The organism is Bacteroidales bacterium (assembly GCA_012517825.1).
GTDB lineage: Bacteria > Bacteroidota > Bacteroidia > Bacteroidales > JAAYUG01 > JAAYUG01.
In genome coordinates this window covers 11865-31900 of sequence record JAAYUG010000136.1, presented here as the reverse complement: position 1 = coordinate 31900, position 20036 = coordinate 11865, and the positions used below count along the sequence as shown (strand labels likewise).

The following is a 20036-nucleotide window of genomic DNA, read 5'->3' as shown; positions in this document are numbered from 1 at the left end:
ATTAGCCGATGGCACTCGAACTGGTGAATAACCGATACGAAATTGACGGGATTCCTGCCGCAGAATTGTGCAAAAAATACGGAACCCCCCTTTTTGTCTATGACACCTCCATCATGCAGCGCCAGTACAATGCACTGGCTGAAGCATTCAAGACCTGCCCTCTGCGCATTCATTATGCCTGCAAAGCGCTGAGCAACCTGAATGTATTGCGGTTTTTTAACCAGCTCGGAGCCGGCCTTGATGCGGTATCCCTTCAGGAGGTTGAACTGGGAATTATGGCCGGGTTTGCCCCCCAGGATATCATGTTTACACCCAACGGTGTTTCGTTTGACGAAATCAAATCAGCGGTTGAAAAAGGAGTACGGGTGAATATCGACAACCTGTCCATTCTGGAACAGTTCGGTGATGCCTACGGCTCCGGCGTTCCTGTCGGAATCAGAATCAACCCTCACATTATGGCAGGCGGACATGATAAAATATCTACCGGCCATATTGATTCAAAATTTGGGATATCCGTTCATCAGATTGCCCATGTGCACCGGATTGCAGACGCCTATAACATCCGGATTCATGGCATTCACATGCACACCGGCTCAGACATCCTTGATCCGGATGTGTTTATGAGAGGAGCCGAAATCCTGCTTGAAACAGCCCGCCAGTTTCCTGATCTGGAATATATCGACTTCGGAAGTGGTTTTAAGGTTCCCTATAAACCCGATGATTATTTCACTGACATTCAGTCGTTCGGCCAGGTACTATCAAAGCGTTTCCGGCAATTCAGCAAGGAATACGGCCGCAAACTCGAACTGATTTTTGAACCCGGAAAATTTCTCGTCAGCGAAGCAGGCTTCTTTTTTGTCAAGGTGAACGTCATCAAGCAAACAACTTCCACCGTTTTTGCCGGTGTTGATTCCGGATTCAACCACCTGATTCGCCCCATGTTTTACGATGCTTATCATCACATCCTCAATATATCGCGCCCGCAAAAAAAGCCACGCCTCTACACTGTGGTAGGTTATATATGCGAAACCGACACCTTTGCTTGGAACCGGCGTATTCCGGAAATTCATGAGGGGGATTTTCTCTGCTTCCTCAATGCAGGAGCATATTGCTACAGCATGTCGTCGAATTACAACAGCAGGCTCAGACCGGCCGAAGTAATGCTGTATCGGGGAAAAGATTATCTCATCACCCGGAGGGAAACCCTCGACGACCTGCTCAGAAATCAAATTCTTTATGCTTTCGACCCGAAAGAAAACGTCCTGAAGAAAGAGGAGAAAACAGGATAAACCCGAGCCATTGGCCATCAGAATGTGAAGCGCAGGAGAAAAGGACGGCAACTTTTTTTTTCGTACCTTCACCTGGCTAAACCACGATGCAGGCGGTGACCGATATTTCTGTTATCATTGTCAATTACAACGTTCGGCATTTTCTTGAGCAATGCCTTAATTCGGTATTAAAGGCATCACATTCCCTCTCAACAGAGATAATTGTTGTTGACAATGCCTCGGTTGACGGATCATGCCACATGGTAAGGGAGAAATTCCCCATGGTCAGGTTGATTGAAAATCAGCAAAACGTCGGCTTTTCCAGGGCCAACAATCAGGGCATCAGAATTGCCTCAGGCAAATACATTCTTTTGCTCAATCCCGATACGGTTATCGAAGAAGACACACTTGAAAAATGTTTCCGGTTCATGGAATCCCATCCGGATGCCGGAGCAATGGGTGTCAAAATGATCGATGGAAAAGGAAATTTTCTGCCGGAATCAAAAAGAGGATTCCCCACTCCTATGGTTTCTTTCTGGAAAATCACAGGTCTGACCTCTTTATTTCCCCGTTCACGTATTTTTGGGCGATACTACCTCGGCCACCTGCCTTCGGATCAGATTCATTCCATTGACATTCTGCCCGGTGCTTTTATGTTTATCCGTAAAGAGGCTCTGGAAAAAACCGGACTGCTCGATGAGGAATTCTTTATGTATGGCGAAGACATTGATCTTTCCTGGAGGATAAAACAGGCGGGCTATGAAAATTATTATTTTCCTGAAACAACTATCATTCATTACAAGGGAGAAAGCACCAAAAAGGGAAGCCTGAATTATGTGTATACTTTTTACAATGCCATGATGATTTTCGCCCGGAAGCACTTTTCTTCAGGCAGTTTCCGGTTTTTCTCCCTGCTGATCCACATGGCAATCTGGATCAGGGCAGGATTTTCGGCACTGCAGCGGATTCTTTTCCGCATCAGCCTGCCGGTAGCCGATGCTGCAGTAATATATCTTGGCTACATGCTGATCAGGCCTTTCTGGGAAGAATTCAAATTCGGGCAGAAGAACTATTATCCCCCTGAATACATGCAGTTTGTCGTTCCGGCCTATGTTTTTGTATGGCTGGTTACAGTGTTCTATTCCGGAGGCTATGAACCGCCGGTCAGGCTCTGGAGAATTATCCGGGGAATACTGGCAGGAAGCCTTTTCATTCTGGTGGTGTATGCCCTTCTTCCCGCTTCACTCCGGTTTTCCAGGGCGCTTATCCTGCTGGGAACCCTATGGACACTGATTGCCCTTCCTCTCGAAAGGATCATCATGCGGTTGGCCGGCTGGAAAGAAAATGCCCTCAGCTTCCCGAAAAAGAAAAGAATTGTTGTTGCCGGGTCATATGATGAAGTTCAGCGGGTTACTTCCCTCCTCAACGAAACAGGTCTGCCCTTTGAACTGGCGGGATATGTCTCTGAAAAACGAACCGATAATGCAAAAACAGATTACCTCGGAACACCTGAACAGCTTCCCGAAATTATCAGAGTGCATGCCGTTGACGAAATAATTTTCTGTGCCCGGGATATCCCTTCAGGTAAAGTAATTGAAAACATGCTCCGCCTGAGCGAAACACGAACAGAATTCAAAATTGCTCCGGAAGAAGGCGTATCTGTTATCGGCAGCAGCAGCATTGATTCCCCGGGAGCAATCTACACCCTGCGCTATAACCTGATAGCTCGTCCTTCGGTTCGGCGAATCAAGAGACTGATGGATTCCGGCATAGCTTTCCTCCTTCTGCTTGTTTTTCCTTTCATCGCCTGGATCATCCCACGGCCATTCCGCCTGCTCAGAAATATATTCCGTGTTTTGGCAGGTAAAAATACCTGGGTGGGGTATTTTTCCGGAATCCCTGATTCAGCCTACCAACTGCCCCCCCTGCGCCCCGGAATCCTCTCCCCTGCTGATCTGTACGAAAGCGGAAAACTTTCCGCCGAACTTGCCGATACGCTGAACATAAATTACGCCCGCGATTACCGGATTACCCGTGACCTTTATATAATTGCAAAAGCATTCAGAAAACTTGGCCGATAACCATCCAATATGGCAACTCTTACCGAAATAAGAATCCCCTCTATGGGAGAAGGCATCATTGAGGCTTCCATTATACGCTGGCTGGTAGGTGAGGGAAGCACGGTCGAACAGGACACCCCGCTGGTAGAAATAGCTACTGATAAGGTTGACAGTGAAATCTTTGCACCTCATAAAGGGAAAATCCGCAAAATTGTTAAGAAAGAAGGGGATATTGCAAAGGTGGGCGAAACCATTGCCCTGTTTCAACCGGAAGGAACTCTGGAAGACATATCTGCTCCCGACCGGGAAATCACTCCTCCCTCCGAACAGATGCCGGAAAAAGAAACAGAAATACTCTCCCCCCGACCGCAAAACACTCCGACAGAAAAGATCCCTTCTGAACCGTACCCTCCTGCAAAAGATCACGGTCCGGGCTTCTTTCTTTCCCCTTTTTTACGGAAGGTCGTTCAGGAGCTTGGCATCGGAATGGAATCACTTGCCTCCATAAAAGGAACAGGACATGAAGGCAGAATAACGCGGGAAGACCTGTATGCTTTCCTGAAAGCACGGCAACTGGGCCATGAGAATTTATCGGCAGAAATGCCCCCCGGCCAGGCCCCTATATCTGCTGATCAGGAAAAACCTTCCGCGGCTATACCCGGCGATGAAGATACGGAAGTAATTCCAATGGACCGGGTTCGCAAAATCATTGCCCGGAATATGGTGAAGTCAAAATTTACCGCCCCGCATGTGACTTCATTTTACGAAGCCGACCTCACCACCCTGGTCAACTGGAGAGAATCCCGCAAAAAAGACTTTGAAGCAAAATATGGTGTTCCTCTTACCTTCACCGCATTGTTTATTGAAGCTGTCGCTCAGACCCTTGCCCATTTCCCCGGCATCAATGTTTCGGTAGAAGGAGAAACAATCCTCAGAAAAAAGAACATCAATATTGGGGTTGCCACTGCTTTGGCTGACGGAAACCTGATTGTGCCGGTACTCCATAAAGCCAATCTGCTGAACCTTTCCGGCATTGCCATTAGGTTGAATGACCTTGTTGCAAGAGCAAGACAGGGGGCGCTTCTCCCATCTGAAACCAGCGGAGGCACTTTCACCATCACCAACCTCGGAATGGCCGAAAGCCTCACAGGTACTCCCATCATCAACCAGCCTGAATCGGCCATTCTTGCCATAGGTGCAATCCGGAGAAAACCGGCCGTTGTTCTGTGGGAAGGAAAAGAGTCCATAGGAATACGAAGCCTTTGTGTGTTTTCTCTTTCCTACGACCACCGTGTTATTGACGGAGCCCTGGGAGGAAAATTTCTCCGGGAAGTTGCACGAATGCTCGAAGAAGCTTCACCCGACCGACCCATATGATGTGATTACAGGTGTTGCAAATCATATACCTGTTTAAGCTGTGCCGGACAAAAAATATGGCGGTATTGGCCCTGGTTTTCTCCAATTCTCTATTGGTCTTTTATTTCGCTTATTATGTCAAAATAATACCTGAAATCATTGGCAAATAAACGAATTAAATTAATTTTAACCGGAGAATTCACCTTCAGTTAAGATATGAAATATTTGACTGTAGCATCCCTGCTTTTATTCCTGATTTCAGGGAATATTCAGGGGCAAAAAGCCGACCAGAGAACGCGGAAACCTGATCCCAGGGAATCTTTCCTCGAAGCAGAATCCTACTTTCTTTTTGAAGAATACCAGGAAGCTCTGCCCATTTATATGCGGCTTTTAAAATTGTTTCCCGAAAATGACAACCTGAAATACCGTATCGGTGTTTGCCTGCTGAATGACCCGTATCAGAAGGAAGAAAGCATCGGATACCTTGAGCAGGCCACAAAAAATGTATCCAAAGATTATAAGGAAAACAGCTTTAAGGAAACCCGGGCTCCCCTGGATGCCTGGTTTTACCTTGGCAAAGCCTATCTCGTCAATAACCGGATTGATGAGGCCATAGAGGCTTACTCCCATTTCAGAAAAATCCTTGATCCCAAAATATATGATGCTACCCTTGTTGATGAACAGATAGAAGCATGCCGGAACGCCATTAAACTCATGAAAAAACCTATTGATCTGGACTTTGTCAACCTGGGCGAACCCATTAACAGCCGCTTCGCTGAAACAAATCCGGTGGTAACTCACGACGAAACCTCCATGCTTTTTATCAGGAAACTCCAGTTCTACGATGCGGTTTTTTACTCGAAAAAAGTAAATGGTCAATGGACTGAGCCAGAGAATATTATGTTCGACCTCGGTGTGGACGGAGATATGTACCCCTGCTCCCTTTCAGCCGATGGCACGGAAGCATTTTTCTACAGCAACGACAATTATCTTGGCACCATCTTCACCAGCAAACTGGTAAACGGGAAATGGACCAAAGTGCGGGCTCTGAACTCCAACATCAACACCAAGTACTGGGAATCCCATGCCTGCATTTCAGCCGACGGAACCACCCTGTATTTTACCAGTAACCGAAAAGGAGGATTTGGCGGCCTCGACATTTACAAATCGGTCCGTACCCCCAACGGAGACTGGGGCCCTGCAGTGAATCTCGGCCCGGTAGTCAATACCAAATACAATGAGGACACCCCTTTTATCACCGAAGATGGCAAAACATTGTATTTCAGCAGTTACGGTCACCTGAACATGGGAGGATATGACATAAACTACACCACCCTGCTGGATGACGGTTCATGGGCAGTACCCGTAAATGCAGGATATCCGATCAATACAACCGACAATGACCAGTTTTTTGTTCCTGTCAAAAACGGAACATTTGCCTACATATCAAGATACCTGGAAAATAACACACTTGGGCGCGCTGATATTTTCCGATTTGAAATTTACTCAGGAGTTCATCCCCGCAAATTCACCATCAGGGGCATTGTTGCTCTTCCCGGAAAGGTGGAAGCAGGCACTAAAACAGCCAACGTTTACGCTCTTCAGATCCTGACAAGGGATACTGTTTACAAAACCACCGCAAACCCTGCCGGTGAATACAGTATTACAGTTCCTGCAGGTGAATACGATCTCCTGGTTAAATTGCCGGGTTATCTTCCTCATATCCAGCGTCTTCTTGTGCCAAAAGACTATAAAGAAGGAGATATCGTATTGTCTTCCCAGCTGAAACTTCCGCCGGAAGAAAAAACAATCGCTCCGGAAACCAGAATCACATCGGAACCGCCAAAGCTTTCCGTGCGCCAGAATTCATTCTCGCTGAAACAGCCCGGGCCGGTCCGCATTACCATTACAACAGAAAATGCCAATACACTTGAAGTCAATGCATTTGTCGACAACCAACCTGTCCGATCCGATCTGATACCCATTGAAAAGAAACGTTTTACCTACGTCTATTATCCCGAACCGGGCCTGAATGTGGTAGTGCTCACGGCCACAGGCGCCGGCATGCAGAAAGCCTCCGATACGGTATTCATCGACCTTCAGATACCAGTTCAGCAGAAGGATGTTCATAAACAATTGTTCACTCCCGGAGGAAAAAACTTACTGGATCAATTGAACCAGTCAGGAACTGAAAACATCCGCAAAGCCCTTCAAAACATACGGCCCGAGAAAATGGGGAATCCATCCGCCAGAGAACTGGCCGGATATTTGTTCATGCATGCTGATTCTCTTGGTTTTTCGCAGGAAGAATTTCTCATCAGCCTGGCCTATCTGTCGGCCCACATTCCTCTTGACGAACTCATCAGGCGCATGCAGGCCAATTCAACCGGTGCTCTCAGACAGGAACTGCAAAAGATGGATCCTGCACAACTCGGTATATCGGAAGGAACCCAGCTGATAAATTACCTCATCGAACATGCTGCCGAAAAAGGATTTACCAAGCAGGATGTCCTCCATTCACTTGCCATGGTGGCTGCTTCCGACGTGGTGCCGGGGCAGCAGTTTATTGAAAAGCTTTCTGCCTTCGCATCAGGAAACAGCTATGCCTTTCTGCACAACCTGCAGATTCCCTCGTCCCTGAAAACCATTCCTTCCATCACTGATTACCTTTTTGAACAGGCAAAAGCAAGCGGAATTCCGGAGTCAGATCTGCAGATGATTCTTGTAAGGGCTGCTTCTACCTACCCGATGAACGAATGGCTGGAGATTCTGATCCCCTATGCGGGAGGCAATCTCCGCAGATTCATCACAAACGTGCCTTCCCTTGAAAAGAAACTCTATTCTCCGGAACAACTGGTCAGGTATCTCCTCGATCATACCGGCGAAGGAAAATACACTACCGGCGATCTGCTGGAAATGTTTACAGGAGCGGCCACGAGCGAGCAAAACAATGTGGCAGCATTCCGTGAAGTCCTTCTCCACTATTCCACCAACAGCCTGCATACCACCATCAGTAAACTCGATCCGGTCAAGTCAGGAATCCATACAAACCAGGGGTACGCCGACACGCTATTGCGCCTGGCTCCTTTGAACGGTTATTCGGAATCAGAATTCCTGAGAATGCTTACCGCTGCAGCATTTGAAGGCGATCCGGAAGACCATCTTTACCGGATGGCTATGATGTTTCCCGCCGATACCGCCGGAAAACTTCTTTCGGTCGATTTGCAGAAACACGGTATTTCCTCTCTTGAGGAACTCATGCGGTTCATTGGCTCAAAGAAAAGTCCTGTAAGATTGAATCCCGCCACGGTCAATCAGACGGCGGCCAATTACCTTGCTTCCCGTCAGGTGGAAATGTACCTCAGGAAAATGATTCCTCTGACAAACGGAAATCTCCGGTATCAGCTCGAAAAAACCGATCCGTATAAGCTCGGGTTGGCTTCTGTACCGGCACTGGTTGACCATCTGTTCAAACAGGCTCCTTCAGGAGGATATAGTGAAGATGAATTGCTGCAGGCCCTGAAAAAAACTGATGACCGGCTGATGCTGGAACGTGCCTGGAATGAAATGGTATTCCAGGCCGATGATACCCTGGCTGATTTTATCAGGGAAAACGATTATGAAATAATTAAGAAATTCGCCCGCAGCGATTATTTCAATTACATTACGGAAGCCCTCCCGGCCGAAAAATCCGATGCTGTCAGAAAGGCCATCGCCATGGCTCTATCGGACAAGCTGGAACCGGCAGCCGTATATGACAAAATGCTCTCCCTGAGCACTGGCTCCATTAAAACCCTTTTGCAATCAGCGCAAACCAAAAAACTGTTTCTTGCACCTTCTTTCCCCGGAAATATAATTGAAAGCAAACGCTGGGGGAAAAGTACCACCGGCGAAGTTTTTAATCTGTTCCTGAAGGCTGTTGCTTCCCAGGAAGCCGGCGACCTGTTCACTGAAATGCAGGATCTGGCCGATCCCTCGCTGAAAGGTTATTTATCAGCTAACGGAAGAAAAAAATTAGCCTTTGATTCAAGAACCGATCTTCTGGAATCATTGTTTAAGGTATCAACCGGACAGCAATTTGAAAACAGGGATATTGGAATCCTGATCGGACGGATTCACGAGCGAATGCTGGCTGAAAACATCGCGGAAAACTTCAGGCTTTTTGTAAAGCAAACCAGTGGAAAACCTCTCGAACTCAAGGAAGAAAAAACTGAAAGCATCCAGGAACTGTTGCTCAGCATTCTTGGCAATAAACAAGCACTGGGGCTGACAACGGAAGAAATTAATCAATTCGTCTTCGCATTCCATGATGAAACAGAACTTGCCTGGTTCAAGGAAAAACTGTCTGTCTATGCCGAAGGTGCTCTCAAAAATACAATTGACCATCTGATCCGGTCAGGCCACCCCTTCAAAAATGTTTATGAACTGATCGAATGGCTTTACACGAACGCCCCTGCCAACGGATACAGCCGGGAAGACGTTGTGCACCTGCTGGTTCGAATTATCAATGATATGCTGCAGGATCTTCTTGCCCGCATTTCCGCAACGGAACGTATGCAGCATAAGCCATTCCCTGTAGTTCCGGCTTTGGGAGCACTGCTCCTCATTGTTCTTATCATCCTGCTCTTAATTGCAGAAAAAAAGAAAAGAAAAAAGAAGACGGAAAATTCAACCCCTATCGGATAAGTTAAATTTTATTTTTAAATTTGCTTACCCTGCCGGAAGAACTGTATAGTATTCAGGTGGTTAGTGGTTTTGAACCTTCCGGAAGTGATAGTTTCTTTAATCGATTCAAATTCAATGTCTCATGAGGAAACAAATTTCCGGTATCTTTTTCTTCCTTTTGTTTGTTACGTTTGAAGCTTACCCGCAAGCTGCCGGCGAAGCCCTTAAGGAAGTTTTTAATGATGCTGAGTACTTTTTCATGCAGGAATATTACGCTGATGCACTCCCCGAGTACATGAAAGTATATAAAAGAGGGTTCGCCGATAACGCAAGCATCAACTACAGAATTGGTATCTGCTACCTGAACATTCCCGGCCAGAAAAAGGAAGCTATTCCTTACCTTCAGAAAGCATCGCAAAATCTTACACCTGTTTACAAAGAAGGCAACATAAAAGAGACCAGGGCCCCGTACGACGTGTTCCTCTTCCTCGGAAATGCGTATCGCATTGACAACCAGCTTGACAATGCGATAAAAGCGTACGAAAAGTATTTGGAGCTCATGAAGAACGAGTCGAATGAAATGACGCAATTTGCGCTTCAGCAGATCAACGCTTGCAAAAATGCGGCAGAGATGCAAAAACATCCCGTAACTATATCGAAAGTCAATCTTGGAAAACCTGTAAATTCTGCAGAAGCCAATTACAAACCCGTTGTCTCACAGGATGAATCGGTTCTGATTTATGTGAACCGGCTGAAATTTTATGATGCCATTTACATGAGCCGGAAAATAAACGGAAAATGGTCGGCACCTGAAAACATCACCGAACAGCTTCAGTCTGACGGAGATCAGTTTCCCTGCTACCTTACGCCTGACGGGACACAACTTTACCTGACAAAAGAAGACCAGTTCAACAGTGATGTATATACAAGCAGTTTTGAGAAAGACAAATGGAACCGTTCCCGGCCTGTAGGTAAAAGCATCAATTCCAAGTTCTGGGAATCGCATGCCAGTGTTACAGCCGATGGCAATCATATGTACTTTGCCAGTAACCGGAGCGGAGGGCTGGGCGGAATGGATATTTTCCGGTCTGACAAACTCCCCAACGGTGACTGGGGGCCACCGGTTAATCTCGGAGCGGTAATTAACACTTCCCTCAACGAAGATTGTCCTTTTATCACTCCTGACGGTAAGAAACTTTTCTTCAGCTCGCAGGGCCATACTACCATGGGCGGGTTCGATATCTTTTGTTCCCGGCTGAAAGATGACGGAACATGGGATACTCCGCAGAACCTTGGCTATCCTCTGAATACCACCGACGATGATCTTTTCTTCTATCCGGTACAGGATGGCAAAGCAGGTTATATGGCCCTTTACGAAGAAGGAGGACTGGGTGACGATGATATTTACCGGATTGAATTTGTGCCGGAAACAAAAGAAGAAAAAATCGCGCCGGTTGTACCTGCCGAAGCAGAAAAAGCCGTTGTTCCTCTGCCTGATACCGCCAGAAAGCCGGAAAAACCCCCCGTTGTGATACCTCCTGCTCTGCCGGAAAAAATTATTGTTCATGCCGTTTTATTCGGATTTAACCAGGCATTGATTACCGGAGACACCCGAAACGTGCTCGACCTGCTTGTAAAAGCCATGCAGCAAAACAGCGACCTGAGGATAGAAATTATTGGCCACACCGATGCCATAGGATCGGATGAATACAATATGAACCTCGGAAAAAAGAGAGCTGAAATGGTTAAGCTGTATCTGACCAACCGGCATATAGCCCCGTCCAGAATCACCACTTCCTCTATGGGCGAGCGCCAGCCGGTGGCTATCAATAATAATCCCGACGGGTCAGATAATCCTGAAGGCAGAAAATATAACCGAAGGGCTGATTTCAGAATTATTGCCGGTGATAATGGCATGCTCATCATCGAACCATTGCAGATACCAGCTTCACTAAAAAAGTGAGCAGTTGCTGATTTTACAGACCTCTTTTCTGGCCATTAAACCCAGTTCCGGGATCTTTCGTTTTTTGTCTTGTAATTTCACAGCAATTTGTTAATTTTGGTCAATACTGAAATTTACAACTCAGGAGCCATGAAGAAAAGATTACCGGCATTATCCCTTTCAAAGGGATCGCTAATTCTCCTGATTCTTATTTTTGCCTCACTACTCCCGCTCAAAAGCCAGACTCTCGCCGAAAGAAAGGAGCTTTTCAGTAACGGAATGTTTTTCTTTGAATCAGAAGACTACAAAGAAGCTGTTTACTATTTTCTGAAACTGCATGACTATAATCCGAAAAACGGAAATATCAATTACCATATCGGTATGTGCTACCTGAATATGCCCGGAGAAGAATACAAAGCCATACCATATTTTGAACAGGCCATTGAAAAAGCCTCCATTCAATACAAGAAAAGCACTTTTGAAGAATCAAAAGCACCGTTTCATACCTACTTTTACCTTGCACAGGCATACCGGATCAACAACCAGCTTGATAAGGCCCTGGAAATGCTCGATAAATTTACCTCTTCACGATATTTTGAAGGAAATTATAATGTAGGCGTAGTGAATGCCGAAATTGAGGCCTGCAAAAGGGCTAAGGTGATTCAGGACAAACCCATAGAAATTGACCTCCATAACCTCGGAGAGCCCATTAATACACCTTCCAATAATTACGACCCGGTTCTTACACCCGATGAATCGGTCATCATTTATATGACCAGCCTGAAATTTTATAATGCCATTTTTATGTCACGAAAAGTTGACGGGCAGTGGACTGAACCGGAAAACATTACACCACAGGTTGGCTCTGACGGTGAATCCTATCCCACCTGCATCTCAGCCGATGGCACAGAGCTTTACCTGGTGAAGAAAATCAAAAGCAGCAGCCATATTTATGTAAGCCGCTGGGAAAATGGCAAATGGTCGATCATGCAACCTCTTAACAGTAATATTAATTCCTCCAAATCAGAAGTCTATGCCTGCCTGTCTCCCGATGGAAAATATCTCTATTTTTCCAGCAACCGACGGGGCGGACTTGGCGGCTTTGATATCTGGCGCTCGGAAAAAATAAACGGAGACTGGGGCAAGGCGGAAAACCTCGGCCCCAATATCAACACCAAATCAGATGAAATCGCCCCTTTTCTCTCTTCCACCGGACGTGTACTCTTCTTTGCTTCTCAGGGGCACCAGAATATGGGAGGATTTGACATCTTCTACTCCAAACTCGACAATAATAAGTGGTCACCGGCAGTTAATATTGGCTTCCCGATCAATACTACAGGCGATAATAAATTCTATTTCCCTGTCGGAAACGGAACATCCGGATATATTACCAGAAAAAAAGACGATTCGGATATGATGGATATTTTCCGGGTTACCATTCTGAGCGGTGACCAGTTAAAAGATCTCCAGAACCAATAATGGCTGTGACAACCAAACCGCTTCTCTGGTCTGATCAGCTGGCTAATGAAATTGTTCGTTTGCGTGCACCTGAGCCTTCGGATCTTGAATTGTTGTACGCCTGGGAGAACAATCCCTCAACCTGGAAAGTTTCGAACACGATTGCCCCGGTTTCCAGGTACATGCTTCAGCAGTTTATCGATACCGCATCCAGAGACCTTTTCGAAGTCCGCCAGCTCAGGCTCATCATCGAGACAATAAAAGAGCATAAGCCCGTTGGAACCATTGAACTGTATGATTTTGACCCTTTTCACCTTCGCGCCGGCATAGGCATCCTGATAGGTGACACCTCAGAAAGAAGAAAAGGCTATGCCGAAAACGCCCTCAGGGTTCTTATTGCCTATGCTTTTGATATTCTTTGCCTTCATCAGGTTTATTGCAATATTGCCCTTTCGAACCAGATCAGCCTGAAGCTGTTTACCAAAGCCGGCTTTTCTGTTATTGGCATACGAAAAGAATGGAACCGCAATGCTGACGGTTGGGAAGACGAATATTTCCTGCAATTGATCAATCAGAAGCAGATTCACTGATGGTTTTCCAGTCAGGAATATCCTGAAGAAAAACCCACGAACGGGTATGGTAATCCATTTTGCAGCAATAATGCCTTTCTCCGTTTGTCACCATTAAATAATCTGCTTTCAGCAACTGATTATATCGGGCAATCTGTTCAAAGCTTTCCGGACCTATGAGTACATCCGGTGCCTTGCATTCAATTATAACAGCCGGCCTTCCGTCTTTTCGGAAAAATACCGCATCAAAACGCCACATCGATTTCCCGAGCATCAGATTCGATTCAACCCGGAGCAATGAAACCGGGTACGCCTTTTCTGTAGTAAGCCAGGTAAGAAAATTCTGCCGCACCCATTCCTCCGGGGTCAGTACAACATATTTCCTGCGGAAACGGTCAAAAATCCACTTTTTCCCGTCTTTCTGGCGGAACCTGAATTCGAAGGCTGAAAAGCTTTTCATATCCATCAGCGTAAAAGTAAAAAACATACACAATATTCCTTACTTTTGCATTCTGCTGAAATGTTCAGGAAGAGAATATGGCAATCAAAAAAACAGGCCTTACGTATGAGGAGATCATAGAAGAACTCCGCAATAAGATCTACAGGCCTGTCTATTTTCTTCAGGGAGAAGAGCCATGGTTTATCGATCAGATTACCGATTACCTGCAGAACACGGTGCTTGATGAAGCCCAGAAAGCATTTAATCTTTTTGTTTTTTATGGCCGGGATACAGATATTGCAACAGTCATCAATACAGCCCGCAGGTATCCGATGATGTCAAATTACCTTCTGGTCATCGTAAAAGAAGCCCAGGCACTTAAAAGCATCGATGAACTTTCCCTTTATCTTAAAGCCCCTCTCCTCAGTACGATTCTGGTTATTAACTATAAGTACAAATCCCTCGACAAAAGAACATCGCTCTACAAGATACTCAACGAGAAAGGATACGTTGCCGATTTTCCGAAACTCTATGAAGATAAGATTCCGAAATGGATCGGACAGTACCTGAATTCCCGCAAAGCATCCATTGATCCCGAGGCCGCCGTTCTGCTGACCGAATTTGTTGGTGACGATCTGTCTAAAATCGTCAATGAGCTTGAAAAACTGCTGATTATTTTACCCGAAAATAAACGTACCATTACTGCTTCCCTCATTGAAAAGTACATTGGCATAAGCAAGGATTTCAATGCATTCGAACTCAATAAAGCCCTTGCTTATAAGCAGGTTGTAAAAGCATACCGGATAGGAAAGTATCTGGCCGACAACAAACTTCTGGTTGCGGCTATCCCTTCGATGTACAATCTGTTTTCCAAAGTCCTCCTTTTTCATTCAATACCCGATAAATCAGATAAAAATTCCGTTGCAGCTGCCCTGCGTGTTAACCCTTTCTTTGTTGAAGAATACCGCCAGGCAGCCCGCAATTATTCACCGTCCAAAGCACGCAACATCATTGCCCTCCTGCGCGAATATGACCTTAAATCCAAAGGCATGGGAAATGTATCAGCCGAACCTGCCGATCTCATGAAAGAACTTCTTTTTAAAATTCTCCATTAGCCAGCATACTATGACTATTCTCCTGATTATCATCACTTCCGCAGTATCAGTTTACGTTTTTCAAAATCCCAGACTCTTCAACAAGCTGCAGCTGAGCCCTTTTATGGTAGTATACAGGCGCCAATGGTACCGGCTTTTTACCCATGGTTTTATTCACGCCGACTGGCTTCATCTGATCGTCAACATGATTGTGCTGTATTCTTTCGGAATCGTTGCCGAATCGGTATTTGACGAGCTCTTTGACCAGGGCATCATTTCCCACCCGAAACTCGTTTACATCCTGATGTACATAAGCTCCATTGCAATCTCCTCCATCTTTACCCTCATAAAGGAAAAAGACAACATTCCTTACGCCTCCGTAGGAGCATCCGGAGCTGTTTCAACCGTTGTGTTCCTTACCATTTTCTTTTTCCCGATTCAGAAAATCTATTTCTACGCAATCATTCCCATGCCGGGTATTCTTTTCGGAATCATCTACCTGATTTATTCCCAGTATATGAGCATGCGCAGCAACGATAACATCAATCATGACGCCCATTTTATCGGCGCCCTGTATGGCCTCGTTTTTCCTCTGTTTATGGATCCGGGACTGATCTTTCACTTTGCGGATCAGATACGAAAAGGACTCAACTAATGCATGCCGGATCCACCAGGGCTGTCTTTCTTGACCGTGACGGGGTTATTAATTCCGACAAGGATTTATATTATGTCACACACCCCGACCAGTTTATACTCAATGAGGGCATAGGGGAATTCCTGAGAAGACTTCAGGACGCAGGCTATTTGCTGATCATCATTACCAATCAGGGGGGAATTGCCAAAGGATTGTATACCCACCAAACCCTGGAGGAGATCCACCGGAAAATGCTTCACCAGCTGGAATCATACGGGGTCCATATAACGGAAATTTACTATTGCCCTCATCATCCCGACTATGGGAAATGTCTGTGCCGCAAACCGGAGAGCCTCCTGATTGAAAAAGCCCTTGCCCGTTTTCATATCAACCCGGATACATCTTTTTTTATCGGAGACCGCGAAAGTGACATCCAAGCTGCCATTAAGGCAGGAATAAAGCCGGTAAAAACCGAACCCAATGAAAACCTCATGAAGTATCTGCCGATTTTTACCTGACAATTTAACTCAGGCTAATTTAATCCGGGATTTTCAGGGGTGTTAATCCAGATTCTGTATTTTTCGCCGAGTTTTTCAAGAGTTTTTTTCCACACGCTTTCGGAGGTATATTTCATAATCAGTTCGGGCCTGATATCAGCCACCACCCAGGCATTTTGCTCCAGTTCGCCCTCCAGTTGCTTTGGTCTCCAGCCGGAATATCCGACAAAAAAGCGGATCTGGCTTCCTGTACAGGCTCCCGTTATAACAAGTTCCTTCAGAACATCAAAATCTCCTCCCCAGTAAATCCCTTCCAGAACAGGAATGCTGTTGGGAATCAGATCTCCCAGTGTGTGAATATAATGAACGGTGTTGGTCTGAACAGGTCCTCCGATGGAAACACTGGCATCGATGGAAGGGAAACCCTCAATGATATCCGGAACCGCCACATCAATAGGTTTGTTGAGCACGAATCCTACTGTGCCTTCCTTTCCATGTTCCGTCAGCAGAACCACTGAACGTTTGAAATAATTGTCGTTCAGAAAAGGCTCGGCAATGAGGATTCTGCCTTTTTGCGGCTGAAGGGTGCTTCCCTCGATCCGGAAAAAATCTATGTTAAGGTTCTTTGCCATAATGCTTTCCCCTGAAAAACATTCCGCAAAAATCGTACCTTAAAATTAACGTTAAACTGATCAAAAATCGTATCAGGATAACTGTGGGAAACGCTGCGGATAAAGATTATGCATCATCCGGTAAATGGCGTCGAAAACGTCTTCAGCATTGGGGTTTGAAAAATAATCCCCGTCCGATGAATAGGCAGGGCGATGTTCCCTTGCTGTAATCATAACAGGTTCATAATCCAGCCATTCAAAACCTCCGCTTGCACAAAGAATGCGGTCAGCCATATAGGCGGTTGCTCCGCCCGGTACGTCTTCATCCAGAAATACAACCCGGTTTGTTTTTTGCAGGGATTTCAGTACAAGGCCGGGAAGGTCAAAAGGAATAAGTGTTTGCACATCAATAACTTCAATTTCAATTCCCTTTTCCGACAGTTGTTTGGCGGCATCCATGGCAATCCGCACACAGGCACCGTAGGTCACCAGTGTGGCATCCCTGCCTTCGCGCAGTATTTCAGGCACTCCCAGAGGAATCCGGTATTTGCCGGGATTGGCAGGTCTGGGTTCTTTCAGGCGATAGGCGTTCAATGGTTCCACTATCAGGGCCGGATCATCAGCTTCAAGCAGGGTGTTATAAAAGCCGGCCGCCTGCGTCAGATTGCGGGGTACACAAACATAAATCCCCCGGATACTGTTGATGATCATGCTCATGGGGGAACCGGAATGCCAGATCCCCTCCAGCCTGTGCCCCCGGGTACGGATAATCAGAGGTGCTGACTGGCCACCGGCTGTGCGCCACCGCAGACTTGCCAGATCGTCACTCAGGGTCTGCAGGCAATATAAAATGTAGTCGAAATACTGTATTTCGGCTATGGGTCGCAATCCGCGCATGGCCATTCCTATACCCTGACCTATGATGGTAGTCTCCCGGATTCCGGTATCGGTAATGCGCAGGGGGCCATATTTTGCCTGCAGGCCTTCCAGGCACTGGTTCACGTCTCCCAGAGAGCCCGTGTCTTCGCCAAAGGTAACCAGCAGGGGATTGGCAGCAAACAGAGCATCGAAATTTTCCCTGAGTATTTCCCTCCCGGGAATATAAACAGGAGGTTCATCATACACAGGGGCAACCGGTTCAACAAATAGGGCAGACCGACGGGTTTCGTTATACAAATGACTCTGGTACCGCCCGGCCATTTTCCTCGACATTTGTGAGATCCATTCCTGCAGTTTCTCCTGCAACTCACTCCGGGTAGGGCAATCCGGACATATATAGCGCAGAATCCTTCGTGCAGAACTAAAGCTGTCGCGGAAGAGAGGAATTTCCAACTTGCGCAGTTCACCTGCAATAAGCGAAATCTTATCAATATGCTCGCGGCGGCAGACACAGCTCTTCCTTTCAATAATCTGCAGCAGGCTTTCCCTTTCTTCGAGTATTGGCCTCTGATAAGCTTCCCATGCCGCATCCCTGGCTTTTCGCGCACGCACTTCAGCTTCCGTTTCTATCCGGTCAAGTTCCTGCTGGCTGGCAATGCGCGTAGCAAGAATCCACTGCCGCATCCTGCGGATCGGGTCAAACTCCGCTTCAAATTTCAAGCGTTCCGGCGGCTTGTACCGTTCATGTGAACCGGAGGTAGAATGCCCCAGAGGCTGCGTCATTTCCTGAATGTGAAATAATACAGGCACATGATGATCCCTGCACAACCTTATTCCTTCCTCGAACAACCGGCATAAACCGGGATAATCCCATCCCTTCCCCTTATAAATGGCAATTCCGGGATGACTGTCATCGGCCTCAAAACCTTTCAGCAGATCCGATATACTGCCTTTGGTGGTTTGCAAACCAACGGGAACAGAGATGCCGTAGCCGTCATCCCATACCGCTATGGCAAGCGGCACCTGCAAAACCCCAGCTGCATTCATCATTTCAAAAAAATGACCTTCGCTGGTAGCAGCATCACCAATGGTACCGAAAGCAACTTCATTCCCTTTCCGTGAAAGATGGGTATACTGATGCAGCTGAACATTCTGACGGAACAACTTAGAAGCATATGCAAGACCGAGCAAGCGTGGCAACTGGCCGGAGGTCGGAGAAAGATCAGCCGCCGTGATTTTTATGGTGGTGAGATCTTTCCAGCTTCCGTCGGGATTGACATACCGGGTGGCATAATGACAAACCATCGAACGCCCGCCATTGTCGGGATTGTGATCAATGTCCGTGTCGCCGTACAACTGGGCAAAAAAGGCTTCCGGTGTCGTCATTCCGGCAGCAAGCATAAAGGTCTGATCACGATAATAGCCTGAACGCCAGTCACCTTCCCTGAACTGATGCGCCATGGCGATCTGTGCAATCTCCTTCCCGTCGCCGAATATTCCGAATTTCGCCTTCCCTGACAAAACTTCCTTCCGTCCAAGAATGCTCATCTGCCGGCTTAAACAGGCAGTGTAATAATCGTCCAGTACCCTTTTTCTGAATTCAGGAAAGCTGATTTTGTTGTAATCTGTCACCTTGTTTAACACATTGACCAAATAAAAATACAACCTTTTTTCAATTCCTTCACATCGTATCTGATGCAAACAATCTCCGTCTGGTTTTGTTCCGTTTCTGAATCAAACTAACTGGAAAAAAGCATTACTTTTGCCACATATTTTTTTAAGTATGATAAAACTGCTCATTCCTGCCCTGATTATTGTTCTGCTGGCGATTGCAGGGCTCGGGCTTTCCTTTCTGATGAACCGCCTGCATTTCTACCGGCACTCGCATGTTGAGTCCAATCCCCACCTTCGCAAACAAGGCATTATCTGTGCAAGACAGGAAGAAATTTCCTGCCATAAAGGCACTTCCGGATGTGCAGGATGTGGCCTGAATCAGACACTCAATTTTTAATCCTTACAGAGAAAAATTAGTTTTTTAATTCAGCGCCAGCGAATTAAAAAGCTTGATTCTTCTTAATCGTATGGCACTAAAATTTTTTTAATGCCATGAGTAGATTAATCCCTGTATTTTTTTAAAATTTTAAAAATTTGTCCTATATTTACATACTTTTATATCTTTTTATCTTAATTTAAAAACCATGAATACACCTGTTATAACTCTGCTGATTACTGCTCTCCTTATTTTAGCGCTGGCTTTGCTGCTCCTTTCGGTGCGTCTGTTTTTCCGAAAAGAAGTGACGGTTGAAAGCAGCTGCTGCAGTACCGGAAAATATTCCGATACCAAAAAGAGCGAACATCACATACCGTTGGATACTGACACATGCAGTGGTGGGCCTATGTGCTGCAGAACAATGTAAGGAAAGCAAAAACTATCGCTGGTTGCATCAGAGTAGTTTTTGGCCCACCTTGCGCTGTTTTGATGCGCAATAAGGTTTCATCACCGGAACGATATTTTTGTCTTCCGGAAAGAATTTCTGTTTTATTGGGCTTGAGTTCAATGGAAG

At 46.1% G+C, this 20036-nt stretch carries 15 protein-coding genes; 12 read left to right on the top strand and 3 right to left on the bottom strand.

What is annotated here, in order from left to right:
- The first annotated feature begins 8 nt into the window (after positions 1–8).
- The 7 genes from lysA to GX419_09250 all read left to right on the top strand — a co-directional run bounded on the left by lysA (position 9) and on the right by GX419_09250 (position 13339).
- Positions 9–1289, top strand: coding sequence for a diaminopimelate decarboxylase (lysA, locus tag GX419_09280; GenBank protein NLI24883.1), 1281 nt, complete (start codon positions 9–11; stop codon positions 1287–1289).
- A gap of 86 nt (positions 1290–1375) precedes the next feature.
- Positions 1376–3349: a glycosyltransferase gene (locus tag GX419_09275; GenBank protein NLI24882.1), complete on the top strand. Its 1974-nt coding sequence runs from the start codon at positions 1376–1378 to the stop codon at positions 3347–3349.
- A gap of 9 nt (positions 3350–3358) precedes the next feature.
- A complete protein-coding gene (locus GX419_09270; GenBank protein ID NLI24881.1) occupies positions 3359–4705 on the top strand; it encodes a 2-oxo acid dehydrogenase subunit E2 in 1347 nt (448 codons plus the stop codon).
- A gap of 195 nt (positions 4706–4900) precedes the next feature.
- A complete protein-coding gene (locus tag GX419_09265; GenBank protein ID NLI24880.1) occupies positions 4901–9370 on the top strand; it encodes a hypothetical protein in 4470 nt (1489 codons plus the stop codon).
- Positions 9371–9491: 121 nt separating this feature from the next.
- Positions 9492–11312: an OmpA family protein gene (locus GX419_09260; GenBank protein NLI24879.1), complete on the top strand. Its 1821-nt coding sequence runs from the start codon at positions 9492–9494 to the stop codon at positions 11310–11312.
- A gap of 129 nt (positions 11313–11441) precedes the next feature.
- Entirely contained in the window at positions 11442–12770 is a 1329-nt protein-coding gene (locus GX419_09255) for a hypothetical protein (protein NLI24878.1), read from the top strand.
- Positions 12770–13339, top strand: a complete 570-nt coding sequence (locus GX419_09250; GenBank protein NLI24877.1) for a GNAT family N-acetyltransferase — start codon at positions 12770–12772, stop codon at positions 13337–13339. Before GX419_09255 ends, GX419_09250 begins: the two co-directional genes overlap by 1 nt.
- Here GX419_09250 and GX419_09245 read toward each other — a convergent pair.
- A complete protein-coding gene (locus GX419_09245; GenBank protein ID NLI24876.1) occupies positions 13317–13784 on the bottom strand; it encodes a type I restriction enzyme HsdR N-terminal domain-containing protein in 468 nt (155 codons plus the stop codon). The two genes, GX419_09250 and GX419_09245, sit on opposite strands and share 23 nt — an antisense overlap.
- Positions 13785–13855: 71 nt before the next feature.
- On the opposite strand from GX419_09245, the gene holA reads away from it, so the two are divergent.
- The 3 genes from holA to GX419_09230 are packed head-to-tail and all read left to right on the top strand — an operon-like array spanning position 13856 to position 16003.
- Positions 13856–14872 carry a DNA polymerase III subunit delta gene (holA, locus tag GX419_09240; protein NLI24875.1) on the top strand — a complete coding sequence of 339 codons (1017 nt, stop codon included), beginning with the start codon at positions 13856–13858 and terminating at the stop codon, positions 14870–14872.
- A gap of 10 nt (positions 14873–14882) precedes the next feature.
- Entirely contained in the window at positions 14883–15506 is a 624-nt protein-coding gene (locus tag GX419_09235) for a rhomboid family intramembrane serine protease (protein NLI24874.1), read from the top strand.
- Positions 15506–16003 (top strand): HAD family hydrolase, encoded by a 498-nt coding sequence (locus GX419_09230; protein ID NLI24873.1) that lies wholly within the window; start codon positions 15506–15508, stop codon positions 16001–16003. Before GX419_09235 ends, GX419_09230 begins: the two co-directional genes overlap by 1 nt.
- A gap of 14 nt (positions 16004–16017) precedes the next feature.
- On the opposite strand, the gene GX419_09225 is transcribed toward GX419_09230, so the two are convergent.
- Both GX419_09225 and GX419_09220 read right to left on the bottom strand, forming a co-directional pair.
- Positions 16018–16614 carry a YqgE/AlgH family protein gene (locus GX419_09225; GenBank protein NLI24872.1) on the bottom strand — a complete coding sequence of 199 codons (597 nt, stop codon included), beginning with the start codon at positions 16612–16614 and terminating at the stop codon, positions 16018–16020.
- 72 nt (positions 16615–16686) lie between these two features.
- Complete coding sequence (locus tag GX419_09220) at positions 16687–19020, bottom strand: transketolase (protein NLI24871.1); 2334 nt, start codon at positions 19018–19020, stop codon at positions 16687–16689.
- A gap of 235 nt (positions 19021–19255) precedes the next feature.
- Here GX419_09220 and GX419_09215 point away from each other — a divergent pair, with 235 nt between their 5' ends.
- Both GX419_09215 and GX419_09210 read left to right on the top strand, forming a co-directional pair.
- Positions 19256–19483 carry a hypothetical protein gene (locus GX419_09215; protein ID NLI24870.1) on the top strand — a complete coding sequence of 76 codons (228 nt, stop codon included), beginning with the start codon at positions 19256–19258 and terminating at the stop codon, positions 19481–19483.
- Between the two features lie 187 nt (positions 19484–19670).
- Positions 19671–19889 (top strand): hypothetical protein, encoded by a 219-nt coding sequence (locus GX419_09210; protein NLI24869.1) that lies wholly within the window; start codon positions 19671–19673, stop codon positions 19887–19889.
- Positions 19890–20036: the final 147 nt, after the last annotated feature.

Bases quoted from the DNA above. Each gene is read 5' to 3' on its own strand.
- lysA (NLI24883.1), top strand. From the start codon at position 9: ATGGCACTCGAACTGGTGAATAACCGATACGAAATTGACGGGATTCCT.
- GX419_09275 (NLI24882.1), top strand. From the start codon at position 1,376: ATGCAGGCGGTGACCGATATTTCTGTTATCATTGTCAATTACAACGTT.
- GX419_09270 (NLI24881.1), top strand. From the start codon at position 3,359: ATGGCAACTCTTACCGAAATAAGAATCCCCTCTATGGGAGAAGGCATC.
- GX419_09265 (NLI24880.1), top strand. From the start codon at position 4,901: ATGAAATATTTGACTGTAGCATCCCTGCTTTTATTCCTGATTTCAGGG.
- GX419_09260 (NLI24879.1), top strand. From the start codon at position 9,492: ATGAGGAAACAAATTTCCGGTATCTTTTTCTTCCTTTTGTTTGTTACG.
- GX419_09255 (NLI24878.1), top strand. From the start codon at position 11,442: ATGAAGAAAAGATTACCGGCATTATCCCTTTCAAAGGGATCGCTAATT.
- GX419_09250 (NLI24877.1), top strand. From the start codon at position 12,770: ATGGCTGTGACAACCAAACCGCTTCTCTGGTCTGATCAGCTGGCTAAT.
- GX419_09245 (NLI24876.1), bottom strand. From the start codon at position 13,784: ATGGATATGAAAAGCTTTTCAGCCTTCGAATTCAGGTTCCGCCAGAAA.
- holA (NLI24875.1), top strand. From the start codon at position 13,856: ATGGCAATCAAAAAAACAGGCCTTACGTATGAGGAGATCATAGAAGAA.
- GX419_09235 (NLI24874.1), top strand. From the start codon at position 14,883: ATGACTATTCTCCTGATTATCATCACTTCCGCAGTATCAGTTTACGTT.
- GX419_09230 (NLI24873.1), top strand. From the start codon at position 15,506: ATGCATGCCGGATCCACCAGGGCTGTCTTTCTTGACCGTGACGGGGTT.
- GX419_09225 (NLI24872.1), bottom strand. From the start codon at position 16,614: ATGGCAAAGAACCTTAACATAGATTTTTTCCGGATCGAGGGAAGCACC.
- GX419_09220 (NLI24871.1), bottom strand. From the start codon at position 19,020: ATGAGCATTCTTGGACGGAAGGAAGTTTTGTCAGGGAAGGCGAAATTC.
- GX419_09215 (NLI24870.1), top strand. From the start codon at position 19,256: ATGATAAAACTGCTCATTCCTGCCCTGATTATTGTTCTGCTGGCGATT.
- GX419_09210 (NLI24869.1), top strand. From the start codon at position 19,671: ATGAATACACCTGTTATAACTCTGCTGATTACTGCTCTCCTTATTTTA.